The following is a 14,106-nucleotide window of genomic DNA, read 5'->3' on the forward strand; positions in this document are numbered from 1 at the left end:
TCCGTTGGATAGGAACACGCCATCCGGCTTGTGGCGCAGGATGTCCTCTGCCGTGGCGCACGCTGGCACCACGGTGACGCGGCATCCAGCCGAGGCAAGGCTGCGGAGGATGTTGCGCTTCGCCCCGTAATCAACTGCAACCACGTGATATTTTGGCGCAGTCTGCGTCTGGAAACCATGCTCGATCGACCAGGTACCCTCGTCCCACTCGTAGCTCTGCGTGCAGGACACCTGCTTGGCGAGGTCCATGCCCTCCAGCCCCGGCCAAGCCTGCGCTCGGGCCGTCAGGGCAGGAATGTCGAACTTGCCGTCGCCGGGGAAGGCGATCACCGCGTTCGGCGGGCCGCCGTCGCGGATGCGCAAGGTCAGTGCCCGGGTGTCGACGCCGCCCAGCCCGGGCATGTCCTGCGCCTTGAGCCACGCGTCAAGCGTCTGGATCGACCGCCAGTTGGATGGCTCGGTCACATCCTGCTTCACCACCAGGCCCAGCGCGGCGGGGTTGATCGCCTCCATATCGCCGGGGTTGGTGCCGACATTGCCGATATGCGGGAAGGTGAAGGTGATGATCTGCCCAGCATAGGACGCGTCGGTCAGGGTTTCCTGGTAGCCGGTCATTCCCGTGTTGAAGCACAACTCCCCCACGCGCCCGCTGCTATGCGCCCCAAACCCGCGGCCCCAAAACACGGAGCCATCGGCCAGCACGAGGACGGCGGTCGCGCCGGGGGGCGTGGTTTCGGACTGGGGCATGGGGCTACTCGACTGGGTGGGTTGCAGGTCAGCAAAGGCGAGGCCGGTGGCGGCGACGATCGCGGCCCAATGTTTGGACGGGATCGCGCGGGACTGGCGCCACTTTCGAATGGCTTCGTGGCCGACGCCGGTAAGCCGGGCTGCGGCATCTGGGCCGCCAATCTGCGCGATGATCTCTTCGACGCTGGGCATGGGAAATCCATATGGGAAAAAACTTCCCAACGCAAAGACTCGTTGGCGGCGACTCTGTGAATGGCCATATGAGCAGGTATGTCTCGGCAGCACACCGACTCGCCGCCGCTCTCTCTCGGAACAAGTCCCCATGACGCTTCGCACCCAATTCACCGATGCCTTGAAGACTTCGATGAAGGCTGGCGACTCCGCGCGAACGTCGACGCTGCGGATGGTCCTGGCCAAGGTGAAGGATGCCGACATCGCCGTCCGCCCGGCCGACCCGCTGAGCGATGACGCGGTGACGGCGGTGCTGCGCGGCATGGTGAAGTCCCGCCGGGAGTCGGTGGTGATGTATAACCAAGGCGCCCGGCCCGAGCTTGCCGCGAAAGAGGAGGCGGAGATCGCAGTGATCGAAGCGTTTCTACCGCAGCAAATGGACGAAGCGGCGGTCGGCGCCGCCGTCGATGCGGCCATCGCCGAAACCGGCGCCGCAGGGCCAAAGGATATGGGCAAGGTCATGGCCGCCCTAAAGGCGAAGCACGCCGCAGCGCTGGACATGGCGCGCGCCACCCCGCTGGTGAAGGCGCGTCTGGCCGGCTAATGGCGCTTCCTCCCGCCTTCCTGGATGAGCTGCGGGCGCGCACGCCAATGGCTGCGCTCGTCGGCCGCAAGGTAAAGCTCGCGCGGTCCGGCAAGTCGTGGAAAGGCTGCTGCCCGTTTCACGGCGAAAAGAGCCCGTCCTTTTACGTCTACGACGACGGCTATCACTGCTTCGGCTGCGGTGCGCACGGCGACGCGATCGGATTCGTCATGAACACCGAAGGCGCCGGGTTCATCGAGGCGGTGGAGCGCCTGGCTGGCGAGGCTGGGTTGGACGTGCCGAAGCCATCGCCCGCCGCTGCAGAGGCGGAGCGGGCTCGGCTGGACCTGACCGGCGTGTTGGATCTGGTTGCCGCCGCCTATACGCGCCGGCTGCATGAACCGCAGGGTCGGGAGGCGCTGGCTTACCTCCGCGGCCGTGGGCTGACGGACGAGACGATCCATCGCTTCGGCCTTGGCTGGTCCGGCGACGGTCGCGGCAGTTTGACAGCCGAACTCGCCCACCAAGACATCCCGCCCGCCTGCATGGCGGAAGCCGGACTGCTGCAAAGCCGCGACGACGGCACGAACCGCGAGCTATTCTACAACCGCGTCATGTTCCCTATCCGCGATCGCCGCGGCCGTACGATCAGCATGGGCGGCCGCGCCCTTGGCGACGCAAAACCGAAATATATCAATGGGCCAGAGACCGCAGTTTACTCCAAATCTCGCAACCTCTACGCCCTTGACCTTGCCCGCGAAGGCGCCCGCAAATCCGAGCACGGGGTCATCGTGGCGGAGGGCTACATGGACGTCATCGCCCTGCACCAGGCCGGGTTCGGCGGCGCCGTCGCGCCTCTGGGCACGGCCTTGACCGCAGCCCAGCTGGAAGAGCTCTGGCGCCTGTCCGACGCTCCGACCCTGTGTTTCGATGGTGACGCCGCCGGTGCGCGCGCGGCGGCCCGGGCGGCCGAGGTCGCACTGCCGCTGATTGCGCCCGACCGCACGCTGTGCCTCGTAACGCTCCCGGACGGGGAGGACCCTGATACGTTGGTGCGCCGCGGCGGCCCGGCGGCATTCACGGCCGTGCTGGCCACCAAGCGCCCCCTTGCGCAGGCCCTGTTCGAGATCTTGCGGGAAGGGTTCGCCGCCGACACGCCGGAGAATCGCTCCGCCCTGCGCGCCCGGTTGGACGCTGCTGCCGCCCGTATCGGCGACAAAGGCCTGGCCAGCGAGTATCGCAGCGCCCTGCGCGACCGCTTCTTCGAGTCCACCCGCCGCCGGCCCGGCATGCGGGCCGGCAGCAAGCCCGCTGCCCCGCCACCCGCCCGCGTCGCCCCAGGCGAGGACCAGGCGATCGCCGAGCGGCACCGCGCCATGCTGGCCATCCTAATCAACCATCCAGGCCTGATCGGTGACGTTGCCGAGGCGCTATCCGGCCTGCCGTTGCTTCCGGAATACAATGGTGTGCGTGATGCCCTAATTCGTTACTATGAATCCGAGGCTGCGCTTGACTTCGACGGTCTCATGAACCACCTCGCACTATCTGGACACGCCGCGCAGGCGCATCGCGTGTTGGCTACACGCCCGATGCCCCTGCCGGCCTGCGCTGGGCCGACGGCAATGCCGGCAGAGGCAGAGGCGGGATGGTGGCACTTCTTCGGATTGCTCAATCGATCGCGCCTGGAGGAGGAGGTCGCCGCCGCTGCGGCAGCCTTCCAGCGGTCGCCCAGCCCGGCCGCACAGACCCGCCTGGTCGCGCTGTGCGCGGCGCGTGAGGCCCTGGCGCAGGACGCCATGGTTGATGATGCAGAGGCCTAGCCGGCCCGAAAGAGTTGGAGACAGCCGATATGGCGACGAAGCCCGCAGCGACCGCCGAATCCGCTACCGCGGAGCAGGATGCCGACACCACCCTGCTCGACACCAACGCCGCCGCCGTCAAGCGCCTGATCGCGCGTGGCAAGGAGCGGGGCTACATCACATTCGATGAGCTGAACGCCGTCCTGCCGCCGGAGCACAATAGCTCCGAGCAGATCGAGGACGTGATGGCGATGCTCAGCGAGATGGGCATCCAGGTCGTCGAGGGCGAGGAGACCGAGGACGGTGAGGCTGCCCCCGCCAAGGCCGAGAAGGCCGAGGAGGAGGAGGGCACCGAAGGCGCCGAACCCGCCGGTAACGTCGACGAAGCCAATATCGGCCGCACCGATGACCCGGTGCGCATGTACCTGCGCGAAATGGGCTCCGTCGAGCTGCTGTCGCGCGAGGGCGAGATCGCCATCGCCAAGCGCATCGAGGCCGGGCGCGACATGATGATCGGCGGGCTGTGCGAAAGCCCGCTGACCTTCCGCGCCATCATCGCCTGGCACGAGGCGCTGAAGGCGGGCCGCATGCTGCTGCGCGACATCGTGGACCTCGAGGCGACGCAGGGCGCCGGCGCGCCACCGCCCGAGGCGATCGGCGAGGCGGCCGAGGCGGAGGCCCCGGAAGCGCCAGAGCCCGATGATGACAGCGAGGAGGGCGAAGGCCCCGGCATGTCGCTTTCGGCGCTGGAAGAGAAGCTGAAGCCCGAGGTTCTCGCCAACTTCGAAGAGATCGAGTCGCTCTACAAGAAGCTCCACAAGGTGCAGTCGCGCCGGTTGGAGACGATGACGCTCGGCGAGGAGATGAACCTCCGCTCCGAGAAGAGCTACGAGAAGCAGCGTGAAGAACTGGTCGCGCTGGTCGAGCAAGTGCGCCTGCATAACAACCGCATCGAGGAGTTGGTCACCCAGCTCAAGCAGCTCAGCCAGCGGCTGAACACGCTGGAGGGGCAACTGCTGCGCTTGGGCGAGACGTGCAAGATCTCCCGCGACGAGTTCCTGAAGGAATATCGCGGCTACGAGCTGGATCCGAATTGGATGGAGCGGGTGGCCAACCTGCCCGGTCGCGGCTGGAAGACCTTCGTTGCCAAGCACTTCGAGGCCGTAGTCGACGTGCGCGAGAAGATCATGGCGGTCGCCCAGGATGGCGGGTTGCCGATTCCGGAATTCCGCCGGGTCTATATGACGGTGAGCCGCGGTGAGCGGGACAGCGCGCGCGCCAAGAAGGAGATGATCGAGGCGAACCTGCGCCTGGTGATCTCGATCGCGAAGAAATATACCAACCGCGGCCTGCAATTCCTTGATCTTATTCAAGAAGGCAATATTGGCCTGATGAAGGCCGTGGATAAATTCGAGTATCGTCGCGGCTATAAGTTCTCCACATACGCAACCTGGTGGATCCGCCAGGCGATCACCCGGTCGATCGCCGACCAGGCCCGCACGATCCGCATTCCCGTGCACATGATCGAGACGATCAACAAGCTGGTGCGCACCAGCCGCCAGATGCTGCACGAAATCGGGCGGGAACCGGCGCCGGAAGAGTTGGCCGAGAAGCTTGGCATGCCGCTGGAGAAGGTCCGCAAGGTCCTGAAGATCGCCAAGGAGCCGATCAGCCTGGAGACGCCTATCGGCGACGAGGAAGACAGCCATCTGGGCGACTTCATCGAGGACAAGGCTGCGGTCATTCCGCTGGATGCCGCCATCCAGGCCAATTTGCGGGAGGCGACTACCCGCGTGCTGTCGTCGCTGACGCCGCGCGAGGAACGCGTCCTGCGCATGCGCTTCGGTATCGGCATGAACACCGACCACACGCTGGAAGAGGTCGGCCAGCAGTTCAACGTGACCCGCGAGCGTATCCGCCAGATCGAAGCGAAGGCCCTGCGCAAGCTGAAGCACCCGAGCCGCAGCCGTAAACTGCGCTCGTTCCTCGACGATTAGAGGTGCAACCCGCCTCCCGTGTCGCCGTCACGGTGACGTTTCTGCGGATGGAGCGCCCGCCGGCTAACCCAGCGGTCGCGCTGCCGCCCGACACCAACCTGGTGCGGGTGACCCGGCCTACCATCGCGTTCTACCGGTTTCTGTATGACACGGTGGGCGCGCCGCATCTGTGGTGGCTGCGCCGGGCCATGCCGGACTCGGCGCTGGAGGGCATCCTGCAAGATCCGGCGGTCGGCATCCACGTGCTGTATCGCGGCGGTGAACCCGCTGGCTTCTTCGAATTGGATGGCCGGGCGCGGCCGGACGTGAACCTCAGCTATTTCGGCCTGATGCCGAATGCGGTCGGCCGCGGCCTGGGCGGCCCGTTTCTACGTGCCGCGGTGGACCAGGCGTTCAGCATGACGACACGCGGCGTGACGGTGAACACCTGCACCGCCGACCATCCAAGGGCGCTCCCCACCTACCTGCGCACCGGCTTTCGTCCGATCCGCTCCGTGCGAGAAATTTGGGATGTGCCGACCCGGTTGGGCATGTCGATCCCGGACCATCTGCGGGTCTAGCCCGGTCGCCTGCCCGGCATTATAGCCTGCTCCAAACGAAAACCCGGGAACGTCACGCATGAAGACCACCGCCGCCTGGCTCGCTATGGCACTTCTGGCTGCGGCGTCTCCCGCTTGGGCGGACGTTCCTGGCAACACCCTCAAAATTGGCGTGCTGAACGACCAGTCGGGCCCGTTCGCCGACCAATCCGGCAAGGGCTCCGTCGTCGCGGCGCAACTGGCAGCCGATGATTTCGCCAAGGAGTCCGGCGGCATCAAGGTCGAGATCCTGTATGGCGACCACCAGAACAAGCCTGATGTCGGCAGCACCATCACGCGTCGCTGGGTCGACCAGGACGGTGTTGCCGCGGTGGCAGATGCGGTGAATTCCGGCGTAGCCCTCGCTGTGAACCAGGTGCTGCACGACAAGAACCGCACCTTCATCGGCAGCAGCGTCGGCACCTCCGACCTCACGGGCAAGTTCTGCCAGCCCACCACGGTGCAATGGACCATGGACACTTGGGCCCTGGGCAACGCCGCCGCCCGCGCGCTGACGCAGGCTGGGGCGAAGAAATGGTACTTCATCTCGTTCGACTACGCGCTGGGCGCTGCGTTGGAGAAGGACACGACCGACGCGCTGAAGAAGCTCGGCGGCAGCACGGTCGTCGGCTCGGTTAAGCATCCGCTGGGGACCACGGATTTTTCGTCCTACTTGCTGCAGGCCCAATCCTTCGGTGCCGACGTGGTGGCGTTCGGCGATACCGGCAGCGATCTGGTGAACGCGGTGAAGCAGGCGGCCGAATTCGGCGTCACCCCGGCGCAGAAGGTCACCGGGCTGTTTACCCAGATCACCGACGTGAAGGCGATGGGTCTGCAATTGGCGCAAGGCTTGCTGCTGACGGAGGCGTTTTATTGGGATCGCGACGACGCCACCCGCGCCTTCACCAAGCGCTTTGCCGAGAAAATGCCCGGCCGCGTACCGACATCCAACCAGGCCGGCGTCTACTCCTCCGTGCTTGCCTACCTCCACGCGGCGAAGCAAGCGGATAGCATCGAGGGCGACAAGGTGATGGCGGCGATGAAAAGCCACCCGATCGACGACGCTCTGTTCGGCCAGGTCGCCGTACGTGCCGATGGCCGCGCGATCCACCCGATGTACGTCTACCGGGTGAAAATCCCCGCCGCCTCCAAATCCGACTGGGACCTTTACGAGCCAGTGCTCACCATCCCTGCCGAGCAAGCCTTTCGCCCACTCGCCGATGGTGGCTGCCCGCTGGTGAAGTAGGGCGCTACTCCGCCGCCTGCGCCATCTTCCCAGACGTGACGTCCACCACGGCCTGGCGCAGGATCGACACGCCAAGGTCCAACTCCTCCGTCGAAATCGTCAGTGGCGGGGCGATGCGCATTACCCCTCCAGATGACCCAGCACGCACAATGTTCGCGGACAGTCCTAGGTCCAGCGCTCGATCGGTCACCGCGTCCGACAGCGCCGCTGCCGCCATATCCGCCGTATCGCCGAACTCTAGCCCCAGCAGCAGCCCGCGCCCGCGCACATCCGCGACGCAGGAATGATCGTCGCCAATTGCCTTCAGCCCGGCGCGGAGTTGCGCGCCCTTAATGTCCGCCCAGGCGGCCAGCCCGTCGCGCTGCACGATCTCCAGCACCTTCAGCCCAACCATGGCGGGCAGCGGGTCGTTCACGTGGGTGGTGTAGAACAGGAAGTCGCGGGCATTGCATTCGGCCGCGATCTCGTCCGACGTCATGACGGCCGAAAGTGGCAGGCCAGCGCCCAGCGTCTTCGATAGGGTCATGATATCGGGCACGATGCCGTCGTGTTCGCTGGCGAACATGCGACCGGTGCGGCCGACACCGGTTTGCGCCTCGTCCACGATCAGCAGCATCCCACGCTCCCGGCACTTGGCGTGCAGCGCACGGAGGTAGCCGGGGGGCAGCACGAGAATGCCGCCGCTGGACAGGATCGGCTCCACGATGAAGGCGGCCAGATTGCCCGTGCTCTGCCGGTCCAGCAGGTCGAAGCTGTCATCCAACTCCTGCCGCCAGGTCACGCCGGGGAAGCGGGGGCGGAAGGCGTTGGGGGCGGGAATGGCGAACGACCCGGCGGCCACCGGGCCATAGCCGCGCCGTCCGGCCTTGTACGTCGCCGCCGCGGCCCCGCCGGTCATCCCATGCCAGGATTGCGCGAAGCCGACGATCTCGAACTTCCCCGTTACCAGTTTGGCGATGCGGATTGCCGCCTCGTTCGCCTCGCCGCCGGTGGACAGCAGCAGAACGCGGGGCAGGCCCGGCATCAGGCTCGCCAGCTTCTCCGCCAGGTCGATCACGGGTTGGCTGAGCATCGAGGAGAACAGGTGCACCAGCCGCCCGGCGCCCTCGCGGATCGTCTCGGTCACCTCGGGGTGGGAGTGGCCGAGAATCGCGCTCATCTGGCCGGAGGTGAAGTCCAGCACCCGGCGCCCGGCCTTGTCGAACACGAAGGATCCCTCCGCCCGGTCGGCGATGAACGGCACGAAGTCACCCCCGAAGCGCAGCAGGTGGCGGGTGGCGGAGGCGGGCAGGGTCTCGGTCATGGTGGGGGCCTTGTGTCGCTGGCGGGAGCCTACGGTGCTTCACCCCCCGCTTGCAAAGCCGGAGTGGCGGCAGTAACCAATCGCCAGGTTGACGTATAGGGAAGCCCTTGCACGCGTTGGTCACCCCGCCCGAGCCGGAGCGTCTGTTCACCGTCTCCGCCCTGGCGGCCGAGCTGGGGGTGACGGCGCGAACATTACGGTTCTACGAGGATCGCGGGCTCATCGCGCCCCGCCGCCTGGGCACCACCCGCGTCTACGCCGCACGCGACCGCGCCCGTATGGTGCTGATCCTGCGCGGCAAGAGCCTCGGCTTCTCCCTGCGCGAAATCGCCGAATACCTGGCGCTCTACAAGGCCGACGCCACCGGGGCGGAGCAGTTGCGCGCGCTGGACCGCGCTGTCACCGCCAGCATCCAGCGGTTGGAGCAGCAGCGCACCGCGCTGGCCCAGACGCTGGCCGAACTGCACGAGTTATCGCAGCAAACCAAACACCAGCTCGCCGAGCGGGTGGAATAGGGGAATCCTATGGTCATCAAGAAGGTCGGCGTCATCGGTGCGGGCGTGATGGGGGCGGGGATCGCCGCCCAGGTCGCCAATGCCGGCGTGCCCGTGATGCTGCTGGACATCGTGCCGCCCGGCGCCAACGATCGCAGCGTCGTCGCCACCAGCGTCGTGGCGAAGATGCTGCAAACCGAGCCCGCGCCCTTCATGACGCCAGGCGCTGCCGCCCTGGTGGAGCCCGGCAATATCGAGGACGATCTGGGCCGCCTGGCCGAGTGCGACTGGATCATCGAGGTGATCGTCGAACGGCCCGAGGTGAAGCAGGATCTGTATCGCAAGCTGCAGGCGGTGCGTCGCCCCGGCACTGCCGTGTCCTCCAACACCTCCACTATTCCCCTACACGTGTTGACGGCTGGGCTTGGCGAGCAGTTCGCGCGCGATTTTCTGATCACGCATTTCTTTAACCCACCGCGCTACATGCGCCTGCTGGAGGTCGTCCCCGGCCCGCATTCCGACCCGGCGATCGTCCAAGCGGTGCGCGACTTCGCGGACGCGACGCTCGGCAAGTCCATCGTCATCTGCAACGACGCGCCCGGCTTCATCGCCAATCGCGTCGGCAGCTTCTGGATGCAGGTTGGGATCGTCGCGGCGTTCGATGGCGGTGTGAGCGTGGAGGCGGCGGACGCCGTCATCGGCAAGCCGTTCGGCATCCCGCGCACCGGCATATTCGGGCTGTTGGATCTGGTGGGCATCGACCTCATCCCCCACGTCAACGCCAGCCTCGCCCGCACGCTGGCAAAGGACGACGCCTTCCACCGGCACAACCGCGAAATGACACTGATGACGCGGATGATCGCGGACGGGTTCATCGGCCGAAAGGGCAAGGGCGGCTTCTATCTGTTCGACCGCAAAACCCGCACCCGGCAGGCAATCGACCTCGCCACCGGCGACTACCGGGCGGAGCAGACCCCCGACCTACCCGAACTGAAATCCCCGGTGCTGGCGCAATTGATGGACGCGCCGAGCCAGGCCGGCCAGTACGCCTGGGCCGTAATGGGCGCCACGCTCGCCTATGCCGCCAGCGTTGTGCCGGAGGCCGCGGCCACGCTGGTCGACGTCGATGCCGCGATGCGCCTGGGCTACAACTGGCGCTGGGGTCCATTCCAATTGATCGACAAGCTCGGCACCGCCTGGTTTGCCGAGCGGTTGCGGGCGGAGCGAAAGGACGTTCCTAAGCTGCTGCAAGTGGCAGCGGGACGACCGTTCTACCGGATCGAGCTGGGGCGGGAGCAATTCCTCGGCCTCGATGGCGAGTACCGCGACATCCTGCGCGCCGACGGTGTGCTGCCGCTGGACGACGTGAAGCGCCAGACCAAGCCGGTGATGCAAAACTCCTCCGCCAGCGTATGGGATATTGGCGACGGCGTGCTGTGCTTCGAATTCACCTCCAAGGCAAACTCCCTGGACGACGCCATCATGGCGCTGCTGCGGGACGTGATTGCCGCCGCACCCAAGGCGCTGGTGATCTACAACGAAGGCCCGAATTTCTCGGTCGGCGCCAATTTGCCCGGCCTGCTTGCCGCCGCGAAGGAAGGCAAGGCGGGCGCGGTCGAGGCCAAGATCATCACCGGCCAACACGCACTCACGGCGCTGAAATACGCGCCATTCCCGGTCGTCGCCGCACCCGTCGGCATGGCGCTGGGCGGCGGCTGCGAAGTGCTGCTGCATTCGAGCGCGGTGCAGGCGCATGCGGAGGCCGCAATCGGCCTGGTGGAATGCAATGTGGGCCTGGTGCCCGGCTGGGGCGGCTGCAAGGAGATGCTGCTGCGCCTGCGCGACGCCGACCGGGTCTTCGACCTCATTCGCAGCGCCGCCATCACCAAATCCGCTGCCCAGGCGAAGGAATGGGGCTATTTGCGCCCAACGGACGGCATCAGCATGAACCGCGACCGCGTGCTGGCGGACGCCAAGGCGCGGGCATTGTCCATGGTGCCCGGTTACACTCCGCCAGCGCCGCCCCACATACCCACGTCACCCCGCACCACGCCGATCGCCGCGGAAAATCACGACCTCATCGTCGCCACCGCCCTGGCCGGCATCCTTTACGGCGCAGACAACGCAACCGAGGGCACGATGCTCGCCCGCGAACGCGCGGCGCTGGATCACCTCATCGCCACGCCGGGCACGCAAGCCCGGATCGAGCATACGCTCGCCACCGGCAAGCCCCTGCGCAACTAGCACATACCGAAAGCCGCTCATCATGCAGACCTACAAAGCCCCGCTGCGCGACATGCAATTCGTCATCCACGAACTGCATGACAGCGCCAAACTCACCACCATGAAGGGGTTCGAAGAGGTCACGCCCGACCTGATCGACTCGATCCTGGAGGAAGCCGCCAAGTTCGCCGAGAGCGTCCTCCTCCCGATCAACGCCAGCGGTGACGAGCAAGGCTGTACCTACGAGAATGGCGTCGTCCGTACGCCCGCCGGCTTCAAACCAGCCTACGACGCATTCCGCGAGTCCGGCTGGACCGCCATCGCTGCCGACCCGGCGTTCGGCGGCCAGGGCCTGCCCGAAGTGGTGAGCAAGCAGGTCGAGGAAATGCTCTGCTCCACCAACCTCTCGTTCAGCCTCTACCCCGGTCTGACCCACGGTGCCTACCAGGCCATCCTCGACCACGCGTCGGAGGAGTTGAAGCAACTCTATCTGCCGAAGATGGTGGATGGCACCTGGTCCGGCACGATGTGCCTGACCGAATCCCATTGCGGCACCGATCTCGGCCTGCTGCGAACCAAGGCGGTGCCCCAGCCCGACGCCACCTACAAGATCACCGGCAGCAAGATCTTCATCACCGCCGGGGAGCATGATCTGACGCAGAACATCATCCACCTCGTGCTCGCCCGCCTACCGGATGCGCCCCCGGGCGTGAAAGGCATCAGCCTGTTCCTGGTGCCGAAATTCATCCCCGACGCGTCCGGCGAACCCGGCATGCGCAACGGCGTCCTATGCACCGCCATCGAGCATAAGATGGGGATCAAGGCCTCCTCCACCTGCCAGATGAGCTTCGACGACGCGACCGGTTGGCTGGTGGGCGAGCCGCATAAGGGCCTGCGCGCCATGTTCACCATGATGAACAGCGAGCGCCTGTCCATCGGCGTCCAAGGCCTGGGCATTGCGGAGGCGGCCTACCAATCCGCCGTGTTCTACGCCAAGGACCGGATCCAGGGCCGCTCCCCCTCGGGCACGAAGTCGCCGGGCCAGGCGGCGGACCCGATCCTGGTCCACCCCGATGTTCGCCGTATGCTGATGACGATCCGCGCCTATGCCGAGGGCTGCCGTGCCCTAGGCGGCTGGGTGGCGCAGCAACTCGACCAGGTGGTCCACGCCGACGACCCGGCGGTGCGGGAGGCCGCGGAGGATTTCACCGCGCTGATGACCCCCATCGTGAAAGCGCTGTTCACCGATATCGGCTTCGACATGGCGAGCCTGGGCATGCAGGTCTACGGCGGCCACGGCTACGTCCGTGACCACGGGATGGAGCAATACGTCCGCGATGCCCGCATCGCGATGATCTACGAGGGCACCAACGGCATCCAGGCGATGGACCTCGTCGCGCGCAAACTGGGTGCGCAAGACGGTCGCCTGCTCACCCGGTTCTTCGAGCCGGTTGCCGCCTTCCTCGCCGCCAACCGCGACGACCCCAACCGCGACGACTCTAGCCTCGGCGGCCCCAGCCTCGGTGGCATGGCCCGCGCGCTGGGCCACGCGTTCGACACATTGAAGACGACCACCGCCCACATCACCGCCGCCGGGCAGCGCGATCCGGAGGAACCGGGCGCTGCCGCCGCCGACTACCTGCGGCTGTTTGGCCTGGTGGCGCTGGGCTTCATGTGGGTTCGCTCCGCCCAGGTGGCGCAACGCAAGCTTCCCACCGCCAACGGGGATGCGCGGTTCTACCAGGCTAAGTTGCACACCGCGCAGTTCTTCATGGATCGCCTGCTGCCGCAAACCGCGGCTCTGGCCGCGACGATCCAGTCGGGCAAGGGCAGCATGATGGAAATGGCCGAAGAAATGTTCTGAACTTTCACCGTCCGTTAGTAATTGGATCGTATTCTTGGACCGTGTGCTAATTCAAAACGGGTCCACTCCAATGATGTCATTGACGCTCACCTTCGGAATCACTGGTCTCCTGACGATGGCAGGCCTTTTCGCCGTGATGCTTCGCAGCCGCGACATCGAAGAGTAACCAGGCCGTCCGATGCGACGCGCCCAACGCCCCGCCTCGGTCCCGACCGGCGCGGGGCGTTCGCCGTTTTAGGGCATTACTGCGCGCCGCCTTTAGCCGCTTTGCGACACCATCGCTGGCTCGGCAACCGGCATCGGCGCATGGTCGCCATCGGCCAGCACGCGCCACGTGCCCCCGGCCAATACCTCGGACGGGCGAAACCGCGCCTTGTAGGCCATCTTCGGGCTTTCCGGCACCCAATAGCCCAAATACACGTATGGCAGGCCCAACGCCTTGGCCCGGCGGATCAGCCATAGAATGGCGAAGTTGCCCAGCGACCGCCGTTCCATCTCCGGCGCGAAATAGCTGTATACCGCCGACAGCCCGTCCCCCAGCTTGTCCGTCAGGCAGCCGCCCACCAGCCGGTCCTCCCCGTCACGGAACTCGATGATCGAGGTCTCGATCGGCGTGTCCTCGACCATGGCGCGGTAATCGTAAAAGCCCATCGTCGCCATATCGCCGTCGGAATGCCGGGCGAGTTGGTAGCGCTGGAACAGTTGGAACTGCTCCGCCGTGGCGCGGGCGGGCACTTCGAACCCGGCGATGTCGGCATTGTAGCGGTCGACCCGCCGCAGCGTCCGGTCGGCCTGGAATGTCGCCACCGGAATGCGGATCGGCACGCAGGCGTTGCAGGACGGGCAAACCGGGGCGTAGGCGATGTTATGGCTGCGGCGGAACCCCGCGCGGGACAGGCGGTCGTGCAGCGCGTCGCTATCCGGGCCAGTGATCTCGGTAACGACCTTGCGCTCGGTCCGGCCAGCCACGTAGGGGCACGGCAGCGGGGCTGTCGTGTAAAAGAATTGCGGCCGGCGCGGTGGCTTGTAGGTCATTGGTCGCGCATCGTCCACGGCAGACCCTTTCCGGTCAATCATCTGTTTCGCAGTTGCTCGCGGACG

General features: G+C 66.2%; 11 protein-coding genes. 8 read left to right on the forward strand and 3 right to left on the reverse strand.

Annotation, left to right across the window (positions count from 1 at the left end; all coding sequences use genetic code 11):
• Window positions 1–939 (reverse strand): carbamoyl-phosphate synthase small subunit (locus GSQ76_RS17575; RefSeq protein ID WP_158745442.1); only part of this gene is annotated, 939 nt, incomplete at its 3' end.
• A 130-nt stretch (window positions 940–1,069) separates the two neighbouring features.
• On the opposite strand from GSQ76_RS17575, the gene GSQ76_RS17580 reads away from it, so the two are divergent.
• Genes GSQ76_RS17580 through GSQ76_RS17600 form a run of 5 tightly spaced genes read left to right on the forward strand, consistent with a single transcriptional unit; the run spans window position 1,070 to window position 7,121 of the window.
• Window positions 1,070–1,522, forward strand: coding sequence for a GatB/YqeY domain-containing protein (locus GSQ76_RS17580; protein WP_158745443.1), 453 nt, complete (start codon window positions 1,070–1,072; stop codon window positions 1,520–1,522).
• Window positions 1,522–3,321, forward strand: a complete 1,800-nt coding sequence (dnaG, locus tag GSQ76_RS17585; protein ID WP_158745444.1) for a DNA primase — start codon at window positions 1,522–1,524, stop codon at window positions 3,319–3,321. Before GSQ76_RS17580 ends, dnaG begins: the two co-directional genes overlap by 1 nt.
• Before the next feature lie 29 nt (window positions 3,322–3,350).
• On the forward strand, window positions 3,351–5,297 hold the full coding sequence (gene rpoD / locus GSQ76_RS17590; RefSeq protein ID WP_158745445.1) for an RNA polymerase sigma factor RpoD: 1,947 nt from the start codon (window positions 3,351–3,353) through the stop codon (window positions 5,295–5,297).
• A gap of 47 nt (window positions 5,298–5,344) precedes the next feature.
• Entirely contained in the window at window positions 5,345–5,857 is a 513-nt protein-coding gene (locus GSQ76_RS17595) for a GNAT family N-acetyltransferase (protein WP_158745500.1), read from the forward strand.
• Between the two features lie 58 nt (window positions 5,858–5,915).
• Window positions 5,916–7,121 (forward strand): ABC transporter substrate-binding protein, encoded by a 1,206-nt coding sequence (locus GSQ76_RS17600; RefSeq protein WP_158745446.1) that lies wholly within the window; start codon window positions 5,916–5,918, stop codon window positions 7,119–7,121.
• A 4-nt stretch (window positions 7,122–7,125) separates the two neighbouring features.
• On the opposite strand, the gene GSQ76_RS17605 is transcribed toward GSQ76_RS17600, so the two are convergent.
• Window positions 7,126–8,424 carry an aspartate aminotransferase family protein gene (locus GSQ76_RS17605; protein ID WP_158745447.1) on the reverse strand — a complete coding sequence of 433 codons (1,299 nt, stop codon included), beginning with the start codon at window positions 8,422–8,424 and terminating at the stop codon, window positions 7,126–7,128.
• A gap of 107 nt (window positions 8,425–8,531) precedes the next feature.
• Here GSQ76_RS17605 and GSQ76_RS17610 point away from each other — a divergent pair, with 107 nt between their 5' ends.
• The 3 genes from GSQ76_RS17610 to GSQ76_RS17620 are packed head-to-tail and all read left to right on the forward strand — an operon-like array spanning window position 8,532 to window position 13,005.
• A complete protein-coding gene (locus GSQ76_RS17610; protein WP_254070474.1) occupies window positions 8,532–8,939 on the forward strand; it encodes a MerR family DNA-binding transcriptional regulator in 408 nt (135 codons plus the stop codon).
• Window positions 8,940–8,948: 9 nt separating this feature from the next.
• On the forward strand, window positions 8,949–11,162 hold the full coding sequence (locus GSQ76_RS17615) for a 3-hydroxyacyl-CoA dehydrogenase/enoyl-CoA hydratase family protein (protein WP_158745448.1): 2,214 nt from the start codon (window positions 8,949–8,951) through the stop codon (window positions 11,160–11,162).
• Between the two features lie 22 nt (window positions 11,163–11,184).
• A complete protein-coding gene (locus GSQ76_RS17620) occupies window positions 11,185–13,005 on the forward strand; it encodes an acyl-CoA dehydrogenase C-terminal domain-containing protein (RefSeq protein WP_158745449.1) in 1,821 nt (606 codons plus the stop codon).
• Between the two features lie 258 nt (window positions 13,006–13,263).
• Here GSQ76_RS17620 and GSQ76_RS17625 read toward each other — a convergent pair whose 3' ends face one another.
• A complete protein-coding gene (locus GSQ76_RS17625) occupies window positions 13,264–14,040 on the reverse strand; it encodes an arginyltransferase (RefSeq protein WP_158745450.1) in 777 nt (258 codons plus the stop codon).
• Between the last annotated feature and the right edge of the window lie 66 nt (window positions 14,041–14,106).

The organism is Acidisphaera sp. L21, from assembly GCF_009765685.1.
GTDB lineage: Bacteria > Pseudomonadota > Alphaproteobacteria > Acetobacterales > Acetobacteraceae > LMUY01.